The organism is Caballeronia sordidicola (genome assembly GCF_001544455.2).
GTDB lineage: Bacteria > Pseudomonadota > Gammaproteobacteria > Burkholderiales > Burkholderiaceae > Caballeronia > Caballeronia sordidicola.
This window is the reverse complement of the sequence record NZ_FCOC02000017.1, coordinates 90,906-110,738: the sequence shown is the minus strand read 5'-3', so window position 1 is coordinate 110,738 and position 19,833 is coordinate 90,906. Positions and strand designations below refer to the sequence as shown.

General features: G+C 60.6%; 22 protein-coding genes. 6 read left to right on the top strand and 16 right to left on the bottom strand.

What is annotated here, in order from left to right; all coding sequences use genetic code 11:
• Positions 1-57 precede the first annotated feature (57 nt).
• Positions 58-765 (bottom strand): response regulator, encoded by a 708-nt coding sequence (locus AWB64_RS23135; RefSeq protein WP_060857767.1) that lies wholly within the window; start codon positions 763-765, stop codon positions 58-60.
• Positions 766-1,159: 394 nt separating this feature from the next.
• Here AWB64_RS23135 and AWB64_RS23130 point away from each other — a divergent pair, with 394 nt between their 5' ends.
• A complete protein-coding gene (locus tag AWB64_RS23130; protein ID WP_082850604.1) occupies positions 1,160-1,687 on the top strand; it encodes a YbhB/YbcL family Raf kinase inhibitor-like protein in 528 nt (175 codons plus the stop codon).
• Between the two features lie 100 nt (positions 1,688-1,787).
• Complete coding sequence (locus AWB64_RS23125) at positions 1,788-2,354, top strand: flavodoxin family protein (RefSeq protein WP_060857766.1); 567 nt, start codon at positions 1,788-1,790, stop codon at positions 2,352-2,354.
• Positions 2,355-2,447: 93 nt separating this feature from the next.
• Here the strand turns inward: AWB64_RS23125 and AWB64_RS23120 are convergent, their stop codons facing one another.
• The 7 genes from AWB64_RS23120 to AWB64_RS23090 all read right to left on the bottom strand — a co-directional run bounded on the left by AWB64_RS23120 (position 2,448) and on the right by AWB64_RS23090 (position 9,768).
• Entirely contained in the window at positions 2,448-3,296 is an 849-nt protein-coding gene (locus AWB64_RS23120; RefSeq protein ID WP_060857765.1) for an OmpW/AlkL family protein, read from the bottom strand.
• A gap of 100 nt (positions 3,297-3,396) precedes the next feature.
• Positions 3,397-4,638, bottom strand: coding sequence for a DUF2957 domain-containing protein (locus tag AWB64_RS23115; protein WP_060857764.1), 1,242 nt, complete (start codon positions 4,636-4,638; stop codon positions 3,397-3,399).
• A 68-nt stretch (positions 4,639-4,706) separates the two neighbouring features.
• A complete protein-coding gene (locus AWB64_RS23110) occupies positions 4,707-6,158 on the bottom strand; it encodes a DUF2957 domain-containing protein (RefSeq protein ID WP_060857763.1) in 1,452 nt (483 codons plus the stop codon).
• Positions 6,159-6,558: 400 nt separating this feature from the next.
• Positions 6,559-7,512 (bottom strand): N-acetyl-gamma-glutamyl-phosphate reductase, encoded by a 954-nt coding sequence (argC, locus tag AWB64_RS23105; protein WP_060857798.1) that lies wholly within the window; start codon positions 7,510-7,512, stop codon positions 6,559-6,561.
• 280 nt (positions 7,513-7,792) lie between these two features.
• On the bottom strand, positions 7,793-8,158 hold the full coding sequence (locus AWB64_RS23100; protein ID WP_060857762.1) for a response regulator: 366 nt from the start codon (positions 8,156-8,158) through the stop codon (positions 7,793-7,795).
• 10 nt (positions 8,159-8,168) lie between these two features.
• On the bottom strand, positions 8,169-8,621 hold the full coding sequence (locus tag AWB64_RS23095) for a hypothetical protein (RefSeq protein ID WP_060857761.1): 453 nt from the start codon (positions 8,619-8,621) through the stop codon (positions 8,169-8,171).
• A 268-nt stretch (positions 8,622-8,889) separates the two neighbouring features.
• Positions 8,890-9,768, bottom strand: coding sequence for an NAD(P)-dependent oxidoreductase (locus AWB64_RS23090; RefSeq protein WP_060857760.1), 879 nt, complete (start codon positions 9,766-9,768; stop codon positions 8,890-8,892).
• A 74-nt stretch (positions 9,769-9,842) separates the two neighbouring features.
• Here AWB64_RS23090 and AWB64_RS23085 point away from each other — a divergent pair, with 74 nt between their 5' ends.
• Positions 9,843-10,622: a Mut7-C RNAse domain-containing protein gene (locus tag AWB64_RS23085; RefSeq protein WP_060857759.1), complete on the top strand. Its 780-nt coding sequence runs from the start codon at positions 9,843-9,845 to the stop codon at positions 10,620-10,622.
• 78 nt (positions 10,623-10,700) lie between these two features.
• On the top strand, positions 10,701-10,985 hold the full coding sequence (locus AWB64_RS23080; protein ID WP_060857758.1) for a hypothetical protein: 285 nt from the start codon (positions 10,701-10,703) through the stop codon (positions 10,983-10,985).
• Between the two features lie 71 nt (positions 10,986-11,056).
• Here AWB64_RS23080 and AWB64_RS23075 read toward each other — a convergent pair whose 3' ends face one another.
• From AWB64_RS23075 to AWB64_RS23055, 5 genes are all read right to left on the bottom strand, one after another.
• Positions 11,057-11,368, bottom strand: coding sequence for a cupin domain-containing protein (locus AWB64_RS23075; RefSeq protein ID WP_060857757.1), 312 nt, complete (start codon positions 11,366-11,368; stop codon positions 11,057-11,059).
• A 23-nt stretch (positions 11,369-11,391) separates the two neighbouring features.
• Complete coding sequence (locus tag AWB64_RS23070) at positions 11,392-12,702, bottom strand: MFS transporter (RefSeq protein WP_060857797.1); 1,311 nt, start codon at positions 12,700-12,702, stop codon at positions 11,392-11,394.
• A 200-nt stretch (positions 12,703-12,902) separates the two neighbouring features.
• Entirely contained in the window at positions 12,903-13,214 is a 312-nt protein-coding gene (locus tag AWB64_RS23065) for a high-potential iron-sulfur protein (protein ID WP_060857756.1), read from the bottom strand.
• 154 nt (positions 13,215-13,368) lie between these two features.
• Entirely contained in the window at positions 13,369-14,472 is a 1,104-nt protein-coding gene (locus AWB64_RS23060; RefSeq protein ID WP_060857755.1) for an NAD(P)/FAD-dependent oxidoreductase, read from the bottom strand.
• 195 nt (positions 14,473-14,667) lie between these two features.
• The gene (locus tag AWB64_RS23055) at positions 14,668-15,645 is read right to left on the bottom strand and encodes an AAA family ATPase (RefSeq protein ID WP_060857754.1); all 978 of its coding nucleotides are present in this window, start codon (positions 15,643-15,645) and stop codon (positions 14,668-14,670) included.
• Positions 15,646-15,996: 351 nt separating this feature from the next.
• Between AWB64_RS23055 and AWB64_RS23045 the strand changes: the two genes are divergently transcribed.
• Together AWB64_RS23045 and AWB64_RS23040 are read left to right on the top strand one after the other, a co-directional pair.
• Complete coding sequence (locus tag AWB64_RS23045) at positions 15,997-16,500, top strand: hypothetical protein (RefSeq protein ID WP_060857752.1); 504 nt, start codon at positions 15,997-15,999, stop codon at positions 16,498-16,500.
• A gap of 18 nt (positions 16,501-16,518) precedes the next feature.
• A complete protein-coding gene (locus AWB64_RS23040) occupies positions 16,519-17,325 on the top strand; it encodes an endonuclease/exonuclease/phosphatase family protein (RefSeq protein ID WP_060857751.1) in 807 nt (268 codons plus the stop codon).
• A 27-nt stretch (positions 17,326-17,352) separates the two neighbouring features.
• On the opposite strand, the gene AWB64_RS23035 is transcribed toward AWB64_RS23040, so the two are convergent.
• From AWB64_RS23035 to AWB64_RS23025, 3 genes are all read right to left on the bottom strand, one after another.
• Positions 17,353-17,757 carry a response regulator gene (locus tag AWB64_RS23035; protein ID WP_060857750.1) on the bottom strand — a complete coding sequence of 135 codons (405 nt, stop codon included), beginning with the start codon at positions 17,755-17,757 and terminating at the stop codon, positions 17,353-17,355.
• A 95-nt stretch (positions 17,758-17,852) separates the two neighbouring features.
• Positions 17,853-18,830 (bottom strand): aldose 1-epimerase, encoded by a 978-nt coding sequence (locus tag AWB64_RS23030; protein WP_244164168.1) that lies wholly within the window; start codon positions 18,828-18,830, stop codon positions 17,853-17,855.
• Positions 18,827-19,627 (bottom strand): phytanoyl-CoA dioxygenase family protein, encoded by an 801-nt coding sequence (locus AWB64_RS23025; RefSeq protein WP_060857795.1) that lies wholly within the window; start codon positions 19,625-19,627, stop codon positions 18,827-18,829. Before AWB64_RS23025 ends, AWB64_RS23030 begins: the two co-directional genes overlap by 4 nt.
• Positions 19,628-19,833 lie beyond the last annotated feature (206 nt).

Here is a 19,833-nt window from a genome sequence, read left to right as displayed (position 1 = left end):
TAAAAAATCCGCCTGTTTTGTCAACAAGCGGATTCATTTTTTAATTAAATTTAATTCTTATTCACTATCTACCGGGAAGGCGTCATCCAGATTTCCGTCGCCTACGTATGCTGATAGATTGAGTAATCCATTGCTTTGAGCATATTGAAACAATTCAGAGTCCCTTTCAATACCAAGTTTTCGCATGGCGGTATTTTTCTGCGTACTGATTGTTTTTATGCTTCGCTTCAATTGGGCGGCTATTTCGGTAATTGTCATGCCGGATACAAATAAGCGCACAACTTCCAGTTCGCGTTTGGATAACACCACGTCGCGTTGCTGGCCGCTTGCGGACAAGCCCATGCTGTCAAGTGCGATCCGAACCGACGGCCCGATGTATTCCTGGCCACGCATCACATGCACGATTGCAAGACCGATGTGACTCAGGTCATCAGACTTGTTGATCACTGCTGTCACGCCCACTTCGCGCAAGCGTTTGAGCAGCGCCGGGTTTTCAAGCATGGTCAATACGACAATGCGTACATTCGGAAACTGCCGTCCAACATAACCCAGGAGCGGCATGCCGTCACCGTACTGCCCGCCCGGCATGGCGAGATCCGACACCACCACATCGCATGGCGACTTTTGCAGAAGCTGAATCAGTTCCGTGGATTGACGTGCCTGTCCAATCACCTCGATTTCGGGAAATTTCAGCAATGCCTGCGCAGCGCCAAACAGAATAACAGGATGGTCATCGGCGATAATGACTTTTATCCGTTGACCCATTATTTACCCCTCGCTCGTAAATGGATAAACCCCTTGCGCATTATAGGCATGTGCTCTCGCTTATTACAGAATCCCTTCAGACTTGAGATCAGAATCCCAGTCAAACCCGAGTCTACTGGATGCCCGTTGCAGAGTAGTGTGCCTAACATTTGAAAAATTTTGTCCTTTCGCGCAATGTTAAACTTGAATCCAGCATTAAGCCTATTTCTGAGACAAAATACATCGTTACAGTGGGTGAAACGCCAGTTCTGGCTGCGCCCGAGACAGGAGAACTCGCACCATGCGCTTGGGGACCGGGCTTGTGGTTTGTGCTGTGTACCGTGTTGTTGGCTGCCGCGTTTTTCGCTTCCGAATCTCCCGCCGCTCGTTGCTGGTTCCATTTTTCTGCGCCGCGATGGTATCAAATGCGCCGGGCGCAGTCGCCGAAGTTGTTGCATCCGTTCCATTTACGTTGACAAGCACCGACGTCGTTGCAGATCAGCGTGCGCCGCTTTCCCTTGTTTTCAATCAAAACGATTGCAAGGGCGGCAATCGCTCCCCTCAACTTTCGTGGCACAACGCGCCCGCCAACACGCAAAGTTTCGCGGTGACAATCTTCGATCCGGACGCGCCCGGCCGCGGCTGGTGGCACTGGGCGGTCGCTGGAATCCCGGCGAGCGTGGCAAAGCTGCCGTCCAACGCGAGCGCCTCGGGCTTCTTGCGCAAGATGGGCGCAGTCGAGTCGCGCAATGACTTCGACATCGACGGCTATGCGGGCCCATGCCCACCGCAGGGCAAGCCCCACAGGTACATCATCACGGTCTACGCGCTCAACAGCAGCGACTTGCGTCTGCGCCAAAGCAACCCGGCACTGATGTTCGAGCACGAAATCCGCGCGACCACCCTCAGCAGCGCGCAACTCGTCGTCACGTATGGACGTTGATCGAAAACGCCGGCAACGGCGCGCTCAGTGTGAAATTTGGCTTTGCTAGACTGGGTCTTTCCGCTCAACCCGCGACACTGCGTCGCAGAGAAGGAACGACATGCCTAAAATCGTCATCGTTTATCACAGTGGCTACGGTCATACGAAAAAAGTCGCCGAAGCGGTTCTGACGGGCGTCACCGACGCGGGCGCAGAGGCCAGCCTCCTGACCGCTGCGGATCTGGACGACGCGGGCTGGGCCGAACTCGACGCGGCCGACGGCATCATCTTCGGCGCGCCCACGTACATGGGCGGTCCCTCCGCCGACTTCAAGAAATTCGCCGACGCCAGTTCCAAGCCGTGGTTCGCGCAATCGTGGAAGGACAAGGTCGCGGCCGGCTTCACCAACTCGGCGACCATGAACGGCGACAAGCATTCGACTATCGCGTATCTCATGACGCTCGCCATGCAGCACGGCATGATCTGGGCGGGCACCGGCATGATGCCGTCGAACACCAAGGCGGCAACGCGCAGCGACCTGAACTACATCGGCGGGTTTTCGGGCTTGCTTACTCAATCTCCCGCCGATGCATCTCCCGACGAAGCGCCGCCGCCCGGCGACCTTGAAACGGCGAAAGCGTTCGGCGCGCGAATCGCGGCCGTCACGGCCCGCTGGACCGGGAAGTAGGTCCGAACCTGCCGGGCCGCCGCCGCAACGGAAAATCGTCCCGCCGAATCGCGTCTAAATGGCATCGGACGATTCGCGGGACGCCGCATCCATTCAAAACCGGTACGACACCGCCAGGAACGTGATCAGCGGATCGGCGTTCAGCTTGCCTTTGGTCGTGGCAAGCTCGGTGCCGTCGGCCGCCTTGATGATCAGCGACGAGGTCGTCTTCAACGGGATATACGTGAGCGACGCAATCAGTCCCCAGTGTTTATCGAAGTTATAGGTCGCGCCGATGTTGAACACCGGTTGCCACGACGACGACGCCTTCGCGTCCACCGTCGTCTGCCCCGGCTTGCCAGCGGCGGCGGCCAGCACCGAGCCGAGATTGTTCTGCGTCGAGTTGATGAAACCGTTGGTGAGCTTGATGTTCGTGAAGAAGTTGTACGACACGCCAATACCGGCAAATGGCCGGAACGCGGCGGTCGGCGCGTTGAAGTAGTACTGGAATATCAGCGCCGGGCTCCATTGGCGCACGCTTTTCACAATCGGATTGGTCTGGTCCAGGTTCTGATTTCCCAGCGCGCCCGCGGGTCCCGGCGGCCGGATCGTGCCGTGACCGTCGAGTTCGAACTCGGGCGGCACGCCGCCAACAAACGTAGTCGCGATGTGATCGGTGAAAAAGTGTGTAAAGACGAGGCCGAAGGTATCGGCGCTTTTGGTCGAAAGGCTAGTACCCGGCGACGTGAATTGCGACGGCAGGCGCAGCGGCGTGTTGATCGGAACGGGCGCCACGTGCGTGGTGAGCTCGCTGCTCGAATCCTGTGGCATCACGTGGAACCAGCCGAGGCCCACAACGTTGTCGCCGGCGCTTTGCGCGTGCGCCGTCAGTGAAGCGCAAGCCAGAGCGCACCCAAACACCGCTGCCGCCAGCGGTTTTCCAGCAGCCAAAAACTTTCTCATTTCGTCTCTCTTCGGTTACAGGCCGTCGCGCTTCACGCCGCTCTTGACTGGCAAGGGGCGAGGTGAAACGCGCAGCCCTTCTTGATGGGCTGCCGGACGGTCATTCCACGAATGAGCCGATGGTGAAATACGGCGTCGTTGGATCGCTTTGATCGAGATAGCCGAACACGCCGCCAGAGAAAATGAACTTGCCGGTAGGCGTCGCGCCCGTGGACGCGTTGACGACCGCGGAGGTCACGAGCCCTTGCACGGTCTGCGTGTAGTCGAGATTCAACGCCCGCGACAACGCGACCTGCGAAGGCTGGAACGGATCGATGAGCGTGGCCTGCGCACCGGCCAGCGCCGTTGTGCGGTAGTTGAACTGGTTATCCACGCCAACGTATTCGCCGTTCACCGATCCCAGCGCCACGTTCGTTTGCGGCGAGAGCATGGAGATGCCGGATTCATCATCGGCGAAAGGGGGAATGCCGCCGGTGATCGTGGCGTTCGCCGTGCCTGTTCGGACCAGAATGGGCACGTTCGCGCCGCGCAGCTTGCCGACGATCATGTAGCCCTTGCCGAGCGGACCCGCGGCGAGCGTCGGCTTGCCTTGTCCAAGGAGGTTGTTGGTGACGAATGCGCCGCTGCCATCGGGCGATGGCGTGAAGTTCGATCCCGCCTGCTGGCATTTGCCCGCATTCACGCCCGTGTTGTCGCACTCTTGCCAGGTTCCGTCGGCGTTGATGGTGATCTTCGAATCGACGGCAATGCGCGCATAACTCTGCGACGGAACCTCGTGGTATCCAAGCTGGTTATACGATCCCGCCACATTGGCGAGATTTGTCTCCAGCGTCGAGAAGCCAATGAACGGGTAATACGGAAACGTGCGGTCCGGCACGACGCCCTGCCCCAGGATGCCGTTGAACTGAAGCCGCTTGCCGGGGATCGCGCCGCCCGCCACGCCTTCGCCCACGAAGATGCGCGCGGGACGCGTCGGGTCGAGTGTCGCGCCGTTCAGCTGATACGCACACTGGTTGAGCTTTTGCGTGGGCAAGCCCGTTTCCATCGTCAGCGTGCCGCTTTGCGTGGTGCCCGCGCGCGTCGGGGAGACGGTGCCGGTCGCGGCGGGAATCGGCGACTCGACGTAGGTCACTTGCCACGTGAGCTTGGTGGTATCGAGTTGCAGCTTGACGAGTTCGCCGTCGCCGCCGCCGCCGGTGAAGCTCGTCGTGTAATCAAGCGATGCCGGGCACAAGCGGACGACCGGAGCCTCGGGCGCGTCGCTGCCGCCGCCACACGCGCTCATCAGAAACGGCGCCGCGCCCGCTACCAATACAACCGCGCCAAGAGTTTTCCATTTCATGCTGCTGTCTCCATCCACATGTGTTCGTTCGTTGGCGGCCGACGCGCGCCGGCCGCCGTGTTTTCCACTTATTTGCTCAGCAACGCGCCGATGCCGAAATACGGGCTCGCGGGCGTATCGGCGTTCACGGATGTCGACGTCGGGCCGCCGTTCACCGTGCTTCCGCCAATGAATATCCCGTAAAGGCCCCCAGCCGATATCAGCGCGCCCTTGCCGCCGTTCTGGTCCTGAACGCCGATCAAACCGGGCAGTTGCTGCGCGTAGCTCATGCCGAAGCCGGTCTCGGTGCTTTGCGTCGATGGATTGATGAACGAGCCAACCGGCCCTTGCAGCAGCGCGGCCGTGTACTTGAAGTTCGAATCCGCGCCAACGTATCCGCCATCGAATGCGCCCGATTGCAGGGCGGTAGTCGGTGCGAGCATGGCGATGCCGGATTCGTCGTCGACTTGCGCGGCGTTCGTGTTCAACGGCGTTAGCGGCGACCGCACGAAGACCTGGCCCGTGCGCACCACAACCGGAACAATCGCGCCGTTGATCTTCCCGATCACCATGTTCGCCTTCGCCACCGCCGGGAACGTGAGCGCGCCGACGAGCGGCAGCGTGGGCGTCGAGCGCTTGCCTTGCACTTGCGGCGCAACCGCGCTGGTGAAGTACGCGCCGCTTGCGTTCGCCGTCCATGCGCCGCCGGTCGTCTGGCATGATGTATTCGACGCGGGTACGGGCACGGTGCAATTGCCGGCGGTATCGAAGGATTCCTGTGCCTGCGTGGTCGTGGTCGAGTAGTTATTCGACGGAACCAGGTGGTAAAGCAGTGCGTTATACGTGCCCTTCAGGTCCGCGACGTTCGTGCTCACGGACGCAAAGCCAATAAACGGATAGAAGTCGAAGTGCCGGTTCGGCACCGGGAACAACTGCGGGAAACCGGGAATGGCATGGACGCCATCGGCGGTGAGCGTCGCGCCGCTGTACTGCACGGTCGCGCCAGGAATGCCGCCGCCCGCCACGCCTTGACCCACGAAGATGGTCGGCGGATTCGCCTGGTTGAATGCGGCGGCGGTCGTGTAGGTCGAACCGTCCGACGCCTTGCCGCCGCCCGGCGTCAGCACGAATGCACAGCGCGTTTGCTCGGCTGTCGGCAACGTCCCCGCTGGCGGATGAACCACAGCGCCCACGATGGTCGTGCCCTTGCGCGTCGGATTGACGGTGCCGGTGACGAGCGGTATGGGCGACTCGAGCCACTTCAGCGTGTACTTCATGTTCACGGCGTCGATATTCAGGCTCACGATCTCGCCGCTGCCCGCGCCGCCCAGATACGTGTTCGCGACTATGTCCGCGTTGGCCGGACACAGTGGCGCGGCGCCTGCGCCAACGGCTGGCGCGCCCTGTGTGCCACAACTCGCGCCGGAGCATTGCGGCGTGTTGATCGGACCCGGATCGTCGGCCTTGCCTCCGCCGCACGCAATAAACAACGGAGCGGCCGCAAGTGCGAGCGCGAGTCCTTTCGAAATGGCATACGGCATACCGCTGTCTCCCTGTCTGGTTTTGCGCTGTAAATTCGCGATGAGCTTTTCGTATGTCAATTGATTGAATCGTCTAAAAAGGCGATTCAAACAGCCGCTTTTCCCGGACGCCTTGACCAGCAAGGCGTGCGCGGCCCATTGAAACAAAAATTCATGAACATGCTTATCAAGAGAATTTCTGTTTAGCCAATCGACGAAACGAAGAGCTTTAAACGCGAAAGCGCCCAATCATCTACGAACGAACGTTCGTTTATAAGTTAGGAGATTCCCTATGGAGATTGCGATGAATCAAGGGAACGGATTTGAAATTGAAACGCGTGGACGCAAAAAAGCCGGTTTCGCCTCGCAGCGGAAACCGGCTTTTTATCGATGAACGCGCGGAGCGTTCAGCGTTATTCGATCAAGCGATAAGGCCCGCGCCTTCGTCAGCGCCGATCGCGAGATTCATGCATTGGATCGCCGCGCCCGACGCGCCCTTGCCCAGGTTGTCCAGACGGGCGACCGTGACGAAACGCTCTTCATTGCCAAAGACAAACAGGTCGACACGATTGGTGTCGTTATTGGCCTGGACGTCGAAGAAACCGTCGTCGAGATTGCTGTCCGCGTTGAACGGCAGCACGCGCACGAAGGGTTCGTTTGCGTAGTACTCGGCGAAAAGCGACTGCACGTCTTGCGGCTTCGCGGCGCGGTTCAGTTGCTCCGGCGAGAAGTAGGTCGTGACGGCCAGACCCTTCAGGAAGTTACCCACGATAGGTGTGAAAACCGGCGCACGCTTCAAGCCTGACCGCACGGCCATTTCCGGCAGATGCTTATGCGCGAGGCCTAGCGCGTAAGGCCGCGGGCTCATGAGCTTCGGATTTCCGCCTGCCTCGAATTCCGCGATCATCTTCTTGCCGCCGCCGCTGTAGCCTGTGATGGAATAAGCGTGCGCGGCGAAATCGGCAGAAACCGTACCGCTTGCGACCAGCGGTTTCATGGCCAGCAGGAAGGCCGACGCGTGACATCCCGGCACGGCAATGCGCCTGGCCGTGCGAAGGCGTTCGCGCTGCTCAGGCATCAGTTCAGGCAGGCCATACGCCCAGTCGTCGTGCGTGCGAAACGCCGTGCTGGCGTCGATCATGACCGTGCGACGGTTATCCGGATCGACCAGCGACACCGACTCGCGCGACGCCACATCCGGCAAGCACAGGAACGTCACGTCCGACGCGTTGATCAGCCGGCGGCGTTCTTCCACGTCCTTGCGGCGCGCATCGTCGATACGCAGGATCTCGACGTCACGACGCGCCGACAGATATTCGAAAATCTTCAGGCCGGTGGTGCCTTCCTGTCCGTCGACAAATACTTTCGTGGTCATCTCGATCTCGCTGGTTCGGTCGCGCGGCTGGCGTTGAAACTCGTACTCGCCATTGCGCGGTAAAAACGTCATTTTAATGCGCTTGCGCGTCAGCACGATGGCATTGCGGCACGGCGCGTTAAAAAACCTGGGCAAAAAAAAGCCCGCGCATGATTGGCGGGCTGAATCCATATCAGTGGAGACATGGAGGAGACAGATTCACTTTACCAAAACCATTGGTGCAATGCAACATCTCCTTCCTTCTCTTGCAACCTGATGTCTCATCGATACAACACAACGCTCAAGGTTGCGTCATGGACAGGATAAAACCCAACTGATCGATGGAAACCGGCTTGACCAGGTGGATATCGAAACCCGCTTCCTGCGTCATTTCATGGTGTTGCGGCTGGCCCCAGCCGGTGAGCGCGACCAGCATCATGGAATGGCCGCCGGGCAACGCTCGCAGTGCGCGGGCGGCTGCGAGGCCATCCATTGGCGTCATGCCGAGATCCAGAATCACCACTTCCGGTCCGAATTGGCGCGCCACGTCGAGCGCCTGCATGCCGGAACACGCCTGCGCGACCTGATGACCGAGAGCCGTCAACAGATTGGCGAGACAGCTCAGGGCGTCATCGTCGTCATCGGCTATGAGAACACGCTTGCTCATGACAGTCCCCTCACTTGCTCGATACCGCGAGCATCAACTTGCCGGCGCCAGCGGTCGTCGCCGTCACCTGCGTGCGCTCACCGCGCGCGCCAATATAGAAATGCTGGCGCGCCGCCGAATTCTGGTCGTGCGTGGCGTCCGGCAGACACGAGGCGATATCCGCGGCGACGGCTTGCAGCGCATCGGCCGTCGAGCCTGAATCCGCCGTACGGGTCCACGTGCAAGTCAGCGTGCCGGCTTTCGCCGCGCATTGCGCGTCCTGTCCATATGGTTGGGCGACGGCCTTCGCGTCATCGGGCTGGATTGAAGAAAAACCGCCCGGCGCGGCCGCGACAATGCGCTTGAGTGCGCTACAGGGCGCGGGGGTATCGTCGGCGAGCGCCAGTGTTGGCGCGTTCAGGCAAAGCACGCCAATGCCCGCCGATGCCACCATGAACATGAGACCCCGAAGAGTGCTTTTCATATGGTCACTGTCCTGTCTCCGCATCATCTTTTTATAAGCCGGGCGAGAACGGGCATTCGAGCCAGTTCGCACACCGGTTTCCCGCCGCTCATGCCCTGTCAAAGCCTGCTTGCGGCGTGTCCGCGTGTCTGTGCGCCGCCGAATGCAACGCGCTTCAAACAAGTTGAAACACGATCCAAACGGCGCGCCAAGTATACGGAACGTAGCCGCCTGTTGTCGTTATTTATTGTCGATACAGCGCCGTCTTGCTTTTACAAGTGAGCAAAAATCAAACCTTCCTTCCTGCCCGGCGCGCCGCGACTTTTCCGAGCGCTGCAAAGTCCTTGTCGCCGTCGCCGTGGGCAAGCACTTCGATCAGGTTGTCGCGAACGAGGCTTCCAACCGGCAGCGCCACATTGACGGCGTCGCCGGCCGCGAGCGCCAGACTGACATCCTTCAAGCCAAGCCGCGCCTTGAACAGCGCGGGTTCATAGCGGTTATCGGCGATCATGCGGCCGTAGCCTTGATAGACCGGTCCGGGGAACAGCGTGTTGCTGATCACGTCGAGGAACGCGTGCGGATCGATGCCATAACCCGTCATCAGCGAAGCGGCTTCCGATGTCGTTTCGATCGCCGACGCCAGCATGAAGTTCGCCGCGAGCTTGAACACGTTCGCGTGCTGCGGCGTGGCGCCGACGCGCCAGGTCTTTTGTCCGATGACATCGAACACCGGCTGCAGGCGATCGATGGCGTCGTCAGCGCCGGCCGCGACAATGTTCAGCTTGCCGGCCACCGCCACGTCCGTGCGTCCGAGAACCGGCGCCGCGACATAAGCCACGCCGTGGTGCGCGTGCAGGCCCGCGAGTTCCTCGCACAGCGGCACCGAGATTGTCGCCATGTTCGCGTGCACGAGGCCTTTGGGCGCGCGCTTGAGCAAGCCACTGTCGATAAACACCGCGCGCAACGCGGCGTCGTCGGCGAGCATGGAGAACACGGCGTCGCCAGCAAACGCTTCATCCGGCGAGTCGACCACGGTCGCGCCTTCATCGGCGAGCGCCTTGGCTGCGCCGGGCGAACGGTTCCAGACGCGCACCGAGTGACCGGCCTTCAATGCATTCAGCGCCATTGCGCTGCCCATGCCGCCAAGTCCAATAAAGCCGATATCCATGTCCTGCTCCCATAGGTTGTGTGTGAAGCGCGCTTGCGAAGCAAACGCGTCGAACCGATGCGATACTCGAAGCCATGACGACTGCCACGTTCCGTTTTCATCGGGAGTTGAATGAGTTCCTGGCGCGATCGCAGCGCGACCGGGCGTTTGCGTGCGGGTGTCCGGCGGCCTCGACCACGAAGCACATGATCGAAGCACTCGGCGTGCCGCACACGGAGGTCGGACTGATTCTACGGAATGGCGCGCCGGTGCGCTTCGACGAGGCGATTCAGGAAGGCGATTTCATCGACGTCTATCCGGCTGGCGCCGTGTCGCGTTCGCCCGATACCGCGCATTTGCTGCGCGCCCCGCTGCGCCTCGAGACGCTGCGTTTTATCGCCGATGCGCACCTTGGCGCGCTCGCGCAGCGGCTGCGGCTGGCCGGTTTCGACACGCGCTACGACAACCATTTCCCCGACGATGAAATCGAACAGCTCGCGCTCGCCGAGCATCGCGTGGTGCTGACGCGCGATCGCGAATTGCTTAAGCGCCGCACGCTGGTCCACGGCTGTTATGTACGCGCGCTGCAACCCGACGCGCAATGGCGCGAAGTCGCCGCGCGCCTCGGCCTTGCGCAGCATGTGCGCCCTTTCCGGCTGTGCCTGATGTGCAACGCGCCATTGCGCCGCGCGAACGCCGAGGAAGTCAGCGACCGCGTGCCTGACGGCGTGCTCGAACGCCACACGCGCTTTGTCACTTGCGATGTCTGCCGTCGTGTTTTCTGGGAAGGTTCGCACTGGAAGCGCATGCGGGCGCGAATAGAAGACCTGCTAGACGATCAGGCCGGGACGCCGCCGGTTCCGGCATCGGGCTAAGGGCTAGCGGGGCGAGCGCGCGACCTGCGTACAATATGCGCCTCGGCCTTTGTGTCTCCATTGCTTCAGGAAAAACGCGTGAAAAAATTCGACCTCGAAAAAAACAAGGCGCTCAAGCTCGCCAACGAATTGAAGCAAGGCAATGCGGGCCGCTTCGGCGCGAATCCGGCCGAGCCGAAACTCGACAAGCGCGAACAACGCCGCCTGGATCAGGAAAAAGGGCTCGTGCCGTTTGCCTGCAAGCTCGACAGCCATCTCGTCAAGCAATTGCAGGAACGTGCAACGCAGCACGAAGGCGGCATGAGCGAGGCGCTCGCGGATCTGCTGGTTAAGGCCGGACTTGAACGCAAATCCGCAAGTTGAAAAAGTTCGTTTGATCTGAGGATTGATCCAGAAGCCGTTCCAATGTATCCAGGAACGGCTTTTTCACGCGATCAAACGCTTCCTTCCTTTTCGATCACCAGAATCCGCGCGATGCCAACGGGCTCGGCAATGTGTTCATCGCCGGATTGCGCGTGGAAAATATCGCCGGCGTTCAGCAGGAACGCCTCTTCCACGCCATCGCGCCGCACGCGCATGCGCACCTGTCCCTGCATGACCGCGAACACTTCCTCGCCGTCGTTCAAGTGCCACTTGTATGGCGCATCGGTCCAGTGCAGGCGGCACCTCACGCCGTTCATGGCCGCGATATCGAGCGCGCCCCACGCACGCTCTGCCGTGAATTCTCCGCTTCTTACGACTTGCATGAGCTTTCCATTGAAATTGGAAATCAGGAGAGGGCGCGGGCTTCGTCGACATCGGCGTGACGCGCGGACGGAATGAAGGCAATCGCAACTAGCGACAGCACAATGCCCGCCATCACATAGAACGTGGGTGCAAGCGGCGACCCCGTGACCTTGATCAGCCACGTCACCACGAACTGCCCAAAGCCGCCGAACAGCATCACCGCAATGTTGTACGCAATCGATAACCCCGTGGAACGGATATGCGCCGGAAACAGTTCGGCGAGCAGCGCGCCGAATGGCCCGTAATACCCCGCGAGCGTGATCGAAAGGATGGCCTGCACAATGATCAGGCGCGTGACGCTGGGCTCGGCGGAAAGCCACAGAAACAACGGATAGATGATGACGAGCGTGACGATCAGCGACCACATCGACAGTCCCTTGCGGCCAATCTTGTCGGACCATGCGCCCGCCACCGGCGAGAGCACGGTCAGCAGCAGATTCCCCACGATCAACGCCGTAAACGACTGCCCATACGGCAGCTTCAACTGCTTAACCGCGAACGTCGGCAAATAACCTATCAGCACATAAACCGTCACCGTCAGCGCAATCACGGCGCCCAGTCCGCACAGCACTTCGCGGCCATGTTCGCGGAACACTTCGCCGAGCGTCGCGCGCCGCGCCATCTTGCTCGCGTGGATGAACGCTTCCGTTTCGAGCATGTTCCGGCGCAGATAAAATCCCACGGGCCCGATAATCAATCCAAAGATAAACGGCACGCGCCAACCCCACGACATCAGCGCCTCGGGCGACATGCTGCGCGTGACGATCGACCCGGCGATAGCACCCAGCAGCAGCGACGCCGCCTGACTCGCCATCTGGAAACTGCCATAGAAACCGCGCCGCGAGAAAGGCGCCGCTTCGATCAGCAAGGCCGTTGCGCTGCCAAACTCGCCGCCGGCCGAAAAGCCTTGCAACAGCCGCGCGAACACAATGATCAACGGTGCGCCCAGCCCGATCGCGGCGTACGGTGGCGCAATGGCGAGCAGCAGAATGCCAAGTGTCATCAACGCGATCACCAGACTCAGCGCGGCTTTGCGCCCGGCGCGGTCGGCATACAGCCCGAGCACGATTCCGCCGATGGGACGCATCGCGAACGCCACGCCGAAAGTCGCGGTGGTCAGGAGAATGGAGGAATAGTCGCTTCCGGTCGGGAAAAACAGCTTGGAGATCACCACCGTCATGAAGCTGAAGACCACAAAGTCATACCACTCGAGCGCGTTGCCGATCACGGCGGCGACGACTGCGCGTGTGTTCGGTGTCTTGCGGATGATGCTTTCTGTTCTCACCGATGCCATGTCACCTCCGCCCGCGAGGGCGTGTTGTATCGCTTGGTTGCGCTGGTGGGAATTGCGAGCATCGACGATGCGGCTCGCCACGCCACGGATCAAATGCCTTGCGAGTGTAAAGACCGGTGAGAACGTTTTCAAGCGCCCATAAAAAACGCGCCCGGCCGGCATGGCGGGGCGCGCTCTACGCTTGCTGATTTTCTACCGGTTCACGCTTTCTTGTTATAGGCGTTGCACCAGCCTTTCGATGCCACTTGCTTGCCCGCGAACATCGGGCATGCGGCGTATGGCTCGGTCGCCTTGGCTTGATAGAACGAGCAGTTGCCGCAGTCCTGGCCGGCGGCGTAGCGCGGGAATTTGGCTTTATCGACGGTGGCGGCGTCTTGTTTGTAGCCGAGGCTTTGCGCCATGGGATCGGATTCCGGGAGCTTTACCGGTTCGGCGAATGCCGTGCGCGACACCGCCAGCGCCGATGCCATGCCAATGCTCGAGATCAGGAAAGTACGTCGTGAGGAGTTCATGGAGATGTGCTCTGTCTTTGATGTATTGGGGGAATGCCGTTCTTGGCGACGGCGATGTCCAAGAGCATATCAACGCAGCGTATTACGGACTGACTCAAATGGCGGAGATAAGAAATTCCCGAGGGCTCACCCAATAGGGATACATGCAGGCAGCTTACCCGCCCAGCATCCTGGCAACCTTCTCGGCAATCGCGAGCGATGCCGTAAGCCCCGGCGATTCGATGCCAAACAGATTCACCAGCCCTGCGACGCCATGCGCGGCGCGTCCCTGAATCAAAAAGTCCGCCGCTGGCTGCCCCGGTCCCGACAGCTTTGGCCGGATTCCCGCATAAGCCGGCTGTAGCGCGTCGTCGGGAAGTTCCGGCCAGTACGCGCGGATCGCTGCATAAAAACCGCTGGCGCGATGGGCATCGACGGAATAGTCGATCTTCTGGATCCACTCGACGTCCGGCCCGAACTTGGCCTGGCCGCCCATATCGATGGTGAGATGAACGCCCAGTCCGGCCTCGTTGGGCATGGGATAGATCAGGCGGTCAAACGGCGTGCGCCCACTCAGGCTGAAGTAATTGCCCTTCGCAAAGTAGAGCGGCGGCACATGGCGCGGATCGAGTCCGCGAATGCGCCGCGCAATCTCGTTTGCATACAGCCCGGCGCTGTTGATCACGCAATCGGCCTGGAAGCGCAAAGGTGCTTCGCCACCTGTCTCCACGATAAAACATCCGTCCCGCGCGTCGATCTGCGTGACCGGCGTATGGAACGCGACGGTCGCGCCATCGCGTTCGGCATCGCCCTGAAGCGCGAGCATCAACTGATGACTATCGATAATCCCTGTTTGCGGCGAAAACATCGCCTCCACGCATTGAAGGCGCGGCTCGAGCGCCGCCGCTTCCGCGCCGCTCAGCCGGATCAGACCCGTAACGCCGTTTTCCATGCCTTTGTGCTGGATCGCGGCGAGTTGCGGCAACTGGTTGCGCGCGGTCGCCACCACCAGTTTGCCGCAGCGGTTGTACGGCACGCCGTGCGCGTCGCAATACTCGTAGAGCATCGCGCGGCCGCGCACGCACAACTCGGCTTTCAGCGATCCGCGCGGGTAGTACAGCCCGGCGTGGATCACTTCGCTATTGCGTGAACTCGTGCCAGTGCCGACCGCTTCGCCCGCTTCGAGCACGATCACTTCGCGTCCGCGCGCCGCCATTGCCCGCGCAACAGCAAGCCCGATCACGCCTGCGCCAATCACTACACATTCGATCCTGTCCATCTCTTCATTCTAGGTGAGCCTGCTGCCAATGCGTTTGTTGCATGAAACACGATCACAAACCCGAAACTCGCAGAAACTCGCATTACTTTCCGAAATAATCAAGGCCAAATCGGAAAATATGGCGTTTTTGCCAGGAAAAAGTCAGTTTCAGGCCATATTTCGACTACTTTTCGCAGATTTCGATAAAACCGCCGCTCAAAAGCCGATCGCTTTCCTGCGGTTGCCGTTTCCCAATTCGATGTCCTTCGACTGCACTTCGTGCCGGTTATCGATGCGCGCATTGCCAAAAGCGTTCAGCATTGCGCGCCGCATTTCCCGCGGCGAAGCTTTCGTCAGCACGTCGAGCGGTGCGTCGCCGAGCGTTTCCGGAAAGCGCGCGCCCCACGCGTGCGCGCTGCGGATCTCGTGATAGATCGACTGGGCAATCCTGCGGGCGCCATCGCGATCCGGCGGCGCGATCTCGTACACGTTCATGCGGTTGAGCAGCGGTTCGGGAATCGTGTGGGCCTGATTCGCGGTCGCGATCCACACCACATTGCCCGCATTGATCGGCACCTCGGCGAATTCATCGATAAAACTCTTCGCCGTGTCGTGTTCCAGCAGCGCGTACAACGCGCCGAGCGGATCATATTGAGCGTCGCCGGTGGCTTTGTCGATTTCATCCACCGTCATGACCGGATTCGCGTAGCTGCCATTCACGAGCGCGTCGAACACCTTGCCCGGCTTGGCGTTGCGCCATTGCGACGACGCTCCCGACAGGATCCAGCCAGCGGTCAGCGAACTCATTGCGAGGTAATGACACGACGTGCCGAGCAGCCGTGCAAGCTGCTTCGCGAAATGCGTCTTGCCGATGCCCGGATCGCCGAGCAGCAGCATTGGCATCAATTCCAGCCGATCCTCGGTTTCGAGACAGAGCGCGATCTGCTTGCGGATGTCGTTGAGCGGTTCGGCGAAATTCGGCAGGTCGGCCACCAGATCGTCGATGGACGGCATCCGGTTCGGCTTCACGCAAAAGCGCAAATTGCCGGCTTTGAGCATCTTTTCGTAGGTGGCGCGCAGCGCTTCGCTGCTGCCGTCGCTCAAGTCGTTCAATGCAGTTTCGACTTCGTCCAGGTCATAGACCTTGCTGAACGACGCCACGGCGAGTTCTTGTCTGACTACGGCGGTGCTCATTGCTTTTCCCCGTTTTGATGATCGGCAAATCCAGTTTATCGGCCATTAATGCGCACGCAAGCGAGCAGTCGCGCGCGTGTGCTGCTAATCGGGATAAATTCGATGGCATCAAGCAGGCGAGCCGTTCCGCTTGTATGATCGTTGGGCTGAGCGGGTTCGAAACGTGCGTCTGCGAGCACAGTGAACGGCCGCAGCATGGCGGCGTGTCGTTGCATTTTGTAATTTTCGCGAGTGACCGCAACTGGCTTGCAGGCTGAACCCCCGAGCGGTACGGATGTCAGAAAACAGCTACCCGGATCGACGAACGGGCGAGACGCCCGGACACAGAAAGGGATCAGGAGAAAAGCTCATATGTTGAAACACCACACGGCCGCGTTGTTTTTTTGCGCTTCGCTTGCAGTTCCGTTCAGCGCTTATGCGCAAAGCGCGCCGCCGCAATCGGTGAAATGGGAATTGCAGGTCTTGCAGGACGGTCAGCAGATTGACAGCTTCACCGGCACAACGGCCGTCGGGCAGGCCCGTACCGACACCCATCATCACGTGGTCAAGAACAATGTAGGCTGCGCGGACAAACCCGCGGGCGATATAGACTTGCAGCGCACCTTGACCCTCTCGCCCGTGCACGCCAACGCCGACGACATCACGCTGCAAATCGACGCGCAGGAAACCTTGCAGGACAGCACGGCGCCGGTCACGGTCGCCGGGTGCAAGCTCCCGCCTCAACCGCGGCAAGTCAATGCCGCACATCCTGGACTGGTACTGAAACCGGGCGAATGGTCGACATGGCAGATCGTCGATAAAAACCCGGTTCTCATCTACAAGGTCCGCGCGACGCTCGCAACGGCTGCGCAGTAAGGGCAACCCATCTAACGCATGCGAAACCCAGAACATTTCAACTCCGGCATTCCCTCCGCTCGCGAAATTCCCGATTTCGTGGCCGTGAGCTGGAACTTGCACAAGGGCCGGTCGCCGCTCGGTCTCCAAGCCTGGAACGCGATGCAGCGCTGGGTGCAATCCACCAAAGCCGACGCGTATTTTCTGCAGGAAGCCATGGCGCGCCGGATGCCGCAACCCGTGCTGGCGGCAAGTTTCGGTAATCCGCTCGATGCCCCCAGTGACGACATCTGGCATTGTCAGGCAACCGAAATCGCGACGTCGCTGGATCTGCAAATCGCGCTGGGACAGAACGTGTTCAAGCCGTCGTGGCGACACGGCAACGCGATTCTTTCGCCGCATCCGCTGGATCTGGGCGGCCGCTGGGATATCTCTGCGCACCGGTTTGAGCGGCGGGGTTTGCTGGTTGCGCGCGCCACGTTCGCCGGCCGTTCGGTCACGCTGCTGTGCGCGCATCTGGCGCTGACGCGCGCCGCGCGCTTGCGGCAAATGAACTGGATCGCGTTGTGGATACAGAAGGAAGCGCCTGAAGGCCCGCTCGTTCTGGCCGGCGATTTCAACGACTGGCGCAACGATTCCGTGCCGCTGTTCGCCGAACTCGGCATGAGCGAAGTCGCAACCATGCTCGGAGAGTCCGGGCGGACTTATCCGGCGTTTTCACCGGCGCTCGCGCTCGACAAGATGTTCGTGCGCGGCATGAAACCCGTGGAATGGATCACGCCGACGCAGGACACCGCGTGGCTGTCCGATCATCTGCCGTACATGGCGAAACTGCGGGTGGAATGATGGCGTTTCAGCGCTTTCTCTTTCTATTTAGCGCGCGAAGGTATCGGCGATTACGGTTTCTATTGCCGTAAACGACACGGGTTTCACCAGATGATGGTCGAACCCTGCGTCATGCGCTTTCTGGCGGTCACTGTCGGCGCCATAACCCGTCAGCGCAATCAGCAAGGCCGACTTCGTCTGAGCGCGCGTTCTGAGTTCGCGGGCAATGTCAAAACCATTCATGCCCGGCAAGCCGATATCCAGGATCACCACCTCGGGCGCGAATTCATCGACCATCGCGAGCGCGCTCGGGCCGTCGTGCTTGACGCGTACATCGTGGCCGAGCGTTTCTAGCAACATGGACATGGCTTCGGCTGCGTCGACGCTATCGTCAACGAGCAATACCCGCCTGGGAAGTCCAGGGCCGCCCGGGGCCCCTTCGGTCGTGTTCATGATGCCTTTCCCTCAATTCTGAGATTCTTGAATGTTCTCGCGCGCTGATTGAATCAAGCGCGCGGATAATTTCGAGATGATACCGGGAAAGTCGGTCAGCGCTCGTTTGCGGGACCACGAGGCTGCCATTTGAAGCGCGCCTGTATGCGCTCGCCGGGCAGCAAAACGCCGCCGCCGACGTCATCTTGCGGTGCATCGAGATTCAGGAAATTCACCGTGTTCGATACCGGCTCCACGCACAGCAAGTCGGGATGCGCTGCGGGCGCGTAAAGCACCATGTGGTTGAAAGGTGCGTCAGCGGTAAGGGTCACGCTGCGGTTCTCGTCCCGCCATTCGATCGTCGCCGATCCTGACCAGCCGGCGAAGTTGTTATCGAGATCGAAGGCGTCGGCGGACATTCCTTCCGCCGACGCCAGCATGGCCACACTGTCATGCGCGCTCAGGATCGTGGGCAGAAGGTCCGGCGTTGCGTGCCACATCGCGCGGACCTGGGTGTGGATGCGCGTCGATGGCGTGCGCGGATAGTACGGATGATGGCCCATGCCGAAGGGCATGGGTTTGCCAGACAGATTGCGGACGGATATCGTGACCTGCAAATCGCCGGCGTCAGTCAGTTCAACGCGCTGCATAGCTTCATACCGATACGGCCAGTGATGCGCGGGTTCATCGCCAGGCTCGTGGCTCAGACTCAATTCCACTGCATTCGCGCGCGCCTCGACCACCCCCCACGGGCGTCGCCATGCGTGGCCGTGCAGCGCGTGATCGAACGCGTTGCCATCGCGGGACAAATCCACCGCTTCGCCGTTGAACACGAAGCGCGCGTCGCGCAGGCGGTTGCAATACGGAAGCAGCGGAAAGCTCGCCATGCCGAGCGGATTGCGGGCCGCAAGCGCTTCGGCCGAAGCGGGACGCAGCCAGTGAAGCGGCTCGTGCCGGTTCGTCAGGTCGTAGACCGCCGCAATCGCCCCGCCAATATGCGGCGCGATCAACGCGCGCCGATTCCCCGCGCGGAGTGCGATCAGCGCCGGATCGTTCAGCGCGATGCGAAACGCGTCGTCATCCGCGGCGTTCAATATGCAAACCGCTGGTAGCTTTCGTCGAAGCTGCGCGGCGTCCGGTCGACTTGCGGGTTGTATCGAAGCAGCCGTTTGGCGCGCGGCGGCAACGCCTCGAAGGTGGAGCGCGGCACCTGAACCTGAACCTCCGGCCGGAAATACCACGACCGGCTGTAGCCAATAACGACCATTGGCCGGGGGGCATCGGTGAGATTGGGGGTTCCACGATGCAGACCGCGAACGTCACGGATCATCACGTCGCCCAGTTTCATGGGCACGCGCTCCGCCGGATACGTGCCGTCGGCCAAGCCGGCCAGTGCGTCTTCCCGCGATATCCGATGTGTCCCGCGCGTGGTTTCCAGCGAGCCGTTCTGTTCATCTACATCGACGAGCGGAAAATTCACGGCCAACTGAAACGACGGCGTTTCCGCGAAGTTATCGAACAGAGGCGGCGTGTCGCGATGCCAGTCCTGAAAATCGGAGCCGTGCACGGGGGTATCGGTGGCGAGCTGGCACATGACCGGGTCCAGCCCGGCGATCAACTCGACAATGCCAAGCACGTCGTCATCGCAAAAAATGGCGGGATCGGCGAATTCGCCTTCGAACGGCAGCGTCACGTAATACCGGCCCGGCCCGCGATTGCCGCTGCCGCCCTTTTCGCGCGCCTGAATCACGTGCGGCGCGAACAGCGGCTCGAACGCCGCGCGCCATGCGCCGAGCGTCGCGCGCGGAAAATGATCCCGCAACAGCACGAAACCGTCGCGCTCGAAATCTTCTGCAAGCGCCTTGCGGGCGCGCTCGTCATAGCGGGCCATCTTTGTCTCCTGGAATTGCGCCACGTCATACGGCGCGGCCGGCGCGCATGTGTTTATGCCTTTCGTGTGGCCCCAGCCATGCGCACGTCCCGAGAATCGCATGACCAGCGCCGGATAGTCAATATTATTAGTAATAACACTTAGATAACATTGAATACGCTCTTAGCCTTTCCCATCAATGGTTTTCGAGCGTTGCTCGCTGGAAA

What these genes read in the sequence shown, in the direction of transcription:
- AWB64_RS23135 (WP_060857767.1), bottom strand. Translation starts at nt 765, where the DNA reads ATGGGTCAACGGATAAAAGTCATTATCGCCGATGACCATCCTGTTATT.
- AWB64_RS23130 (WP_082850604.1), top strand. Translation starts at nt 1,160, where the DNA reads ATGGTATCAAATGCGCCGGGCGCAGTCGCCGAAGTTGTTGCATCCGTT.
- AWB64_RS23125 (WP_060857766.1), top strand. Translation starts at nt 1,788, where the DNA reads ATGCCTAAAATCGTCATCGTTTATCACAGTGGCTACGGTCATACGAAA.
- AWB64_RS23120 (WP_060857765.1), bottom strand. Translation starts at nt 3,296, where the DNA reads ATGAGAAAGTTTTTGGCTGCTGGAAAACCGCTGGCGGCAGCGGTGTTT.
- AWB64_RS23115 (WP_060857764.1), bottom strand. Translation starts at nt 4,638, where the DNA reads ATGAAATGGAAAACTCTTGGCGCGGTTGTATTGGTAGCGGGCGCGGCG.
- AWB64_RS23110 (WP_060857763.1), bottom strand. Translation starts at nt 6,158, where the DNA reads ATGCCGTATGCCATTTCGAAAGGACTCGCGCTCGCACTTGCGGCCGCT.
- argC (WP_060857798.1), bottom strand. Translation starts at nt 7,512, where the DNA reads ATGACCACGAAAGTATTTGTCGACGGACAGGAAGGCACCACCGGCCTG.
- AWB64_RS23100 (WP_060857762.1), bottom strand. Translation starts at nt 8,158, where the DNA reads ATGAGCAAGCGTGTTCTCATAGCCGATGACGACGATGACGCCCTGAGC.
- AWB64_RS23095 (WP_060857761.1), bottom strand. Translation starts at nt 8,621, where the DNA reads ATGAAAAGCACTCTTCGGGGTCTCATGTTCATGGTGGCATCGGCGGGC.
- AWB64_RS23090 (WP_060857760.1), bottom strand. Translation starts at nt 9,768, where the DNA reads ATGGATATCGGCTTTATTGGACTTGGCGGCATGGGCAGCGCAATGGCG.
- AWB64_RS23085 (WP_060857759.1), top strand. Translation starts at nt 9,843, where the DNA reads ATGACGACTGCCACGTTCCGTTTTCATCGGGAGTTGAATGAGTTCCTG.
- AWB64_RS23075 (WP_060857757.1), bottom strand. Translation starts at nt 11,368, where the DNA reads ATGCAAGTCGTAAGAAGCGGAGAATTCACGGCAGAGCGTGCGTGGGGC.
- AWB64_RS23070 (WP_060857797.1), bottom strand. Translation starts at nt 12,702, where the DNA reads ATGGCATCGGTGAGAACAGAAAGCATCATCCGCAAGACACCGAACACA.
- AWB64_RS23065 (WP_060857756.1), bottom strand. Translation starts at nt 13,214, where the DNA reads ATGAACTCCTCACGACGTACTTTCCTGATCTCGAGCATTGGCATGGCA.
- AWB64_RS23060 (WP_060857755.1), bottom strand. Translation starts at nt 14,472, where the DNA reads ATGGACAGGATCGAATGTGTAGTGATTGGCGCAGGCGTGATCGGGCTT.
- AWB64_RS23055 (WP_060857754.1), bottom strand. Translation starts at nt 15,645, where the DNA reads ATGAGCACCGCCGTAGTCAGACAAGAACTCGCCGTGGCGTCGTTCAGC.
- AWB64_RS23045 (WP_060857752.1), top strand. Translation starts at nt 15,997, where the DNA reads ATGTTGAAACACCACACGGCCGCGTTGTTTTTTTGCGCTTCGCTTGCA.
- AWB64_RS23040 (WP_060857751.1), top strand. Translation starts at nt 16,519, where the DNA reads ATGCGAAACCCAGAACATTTCAACTCCGGCATTCCCTCCGCTCGCGAA.
- AWB64_RS23035 (WP_060857750.1), bottom strand. Translation starts at nt 17,757, where the DNA reads ATGAACACGACCGAAGGGGCCCCGGGCGGCCCTGGACTTCCCAGGCGG.
- AWB64_RS23025 (WP_060857795.1), bottom strand. Translation starts at nt 19,627, where the DNA reads ATGGCCCGCTATGACGAGCGCGCCCGCAAGGCGCTTGCAGAAGATTTC.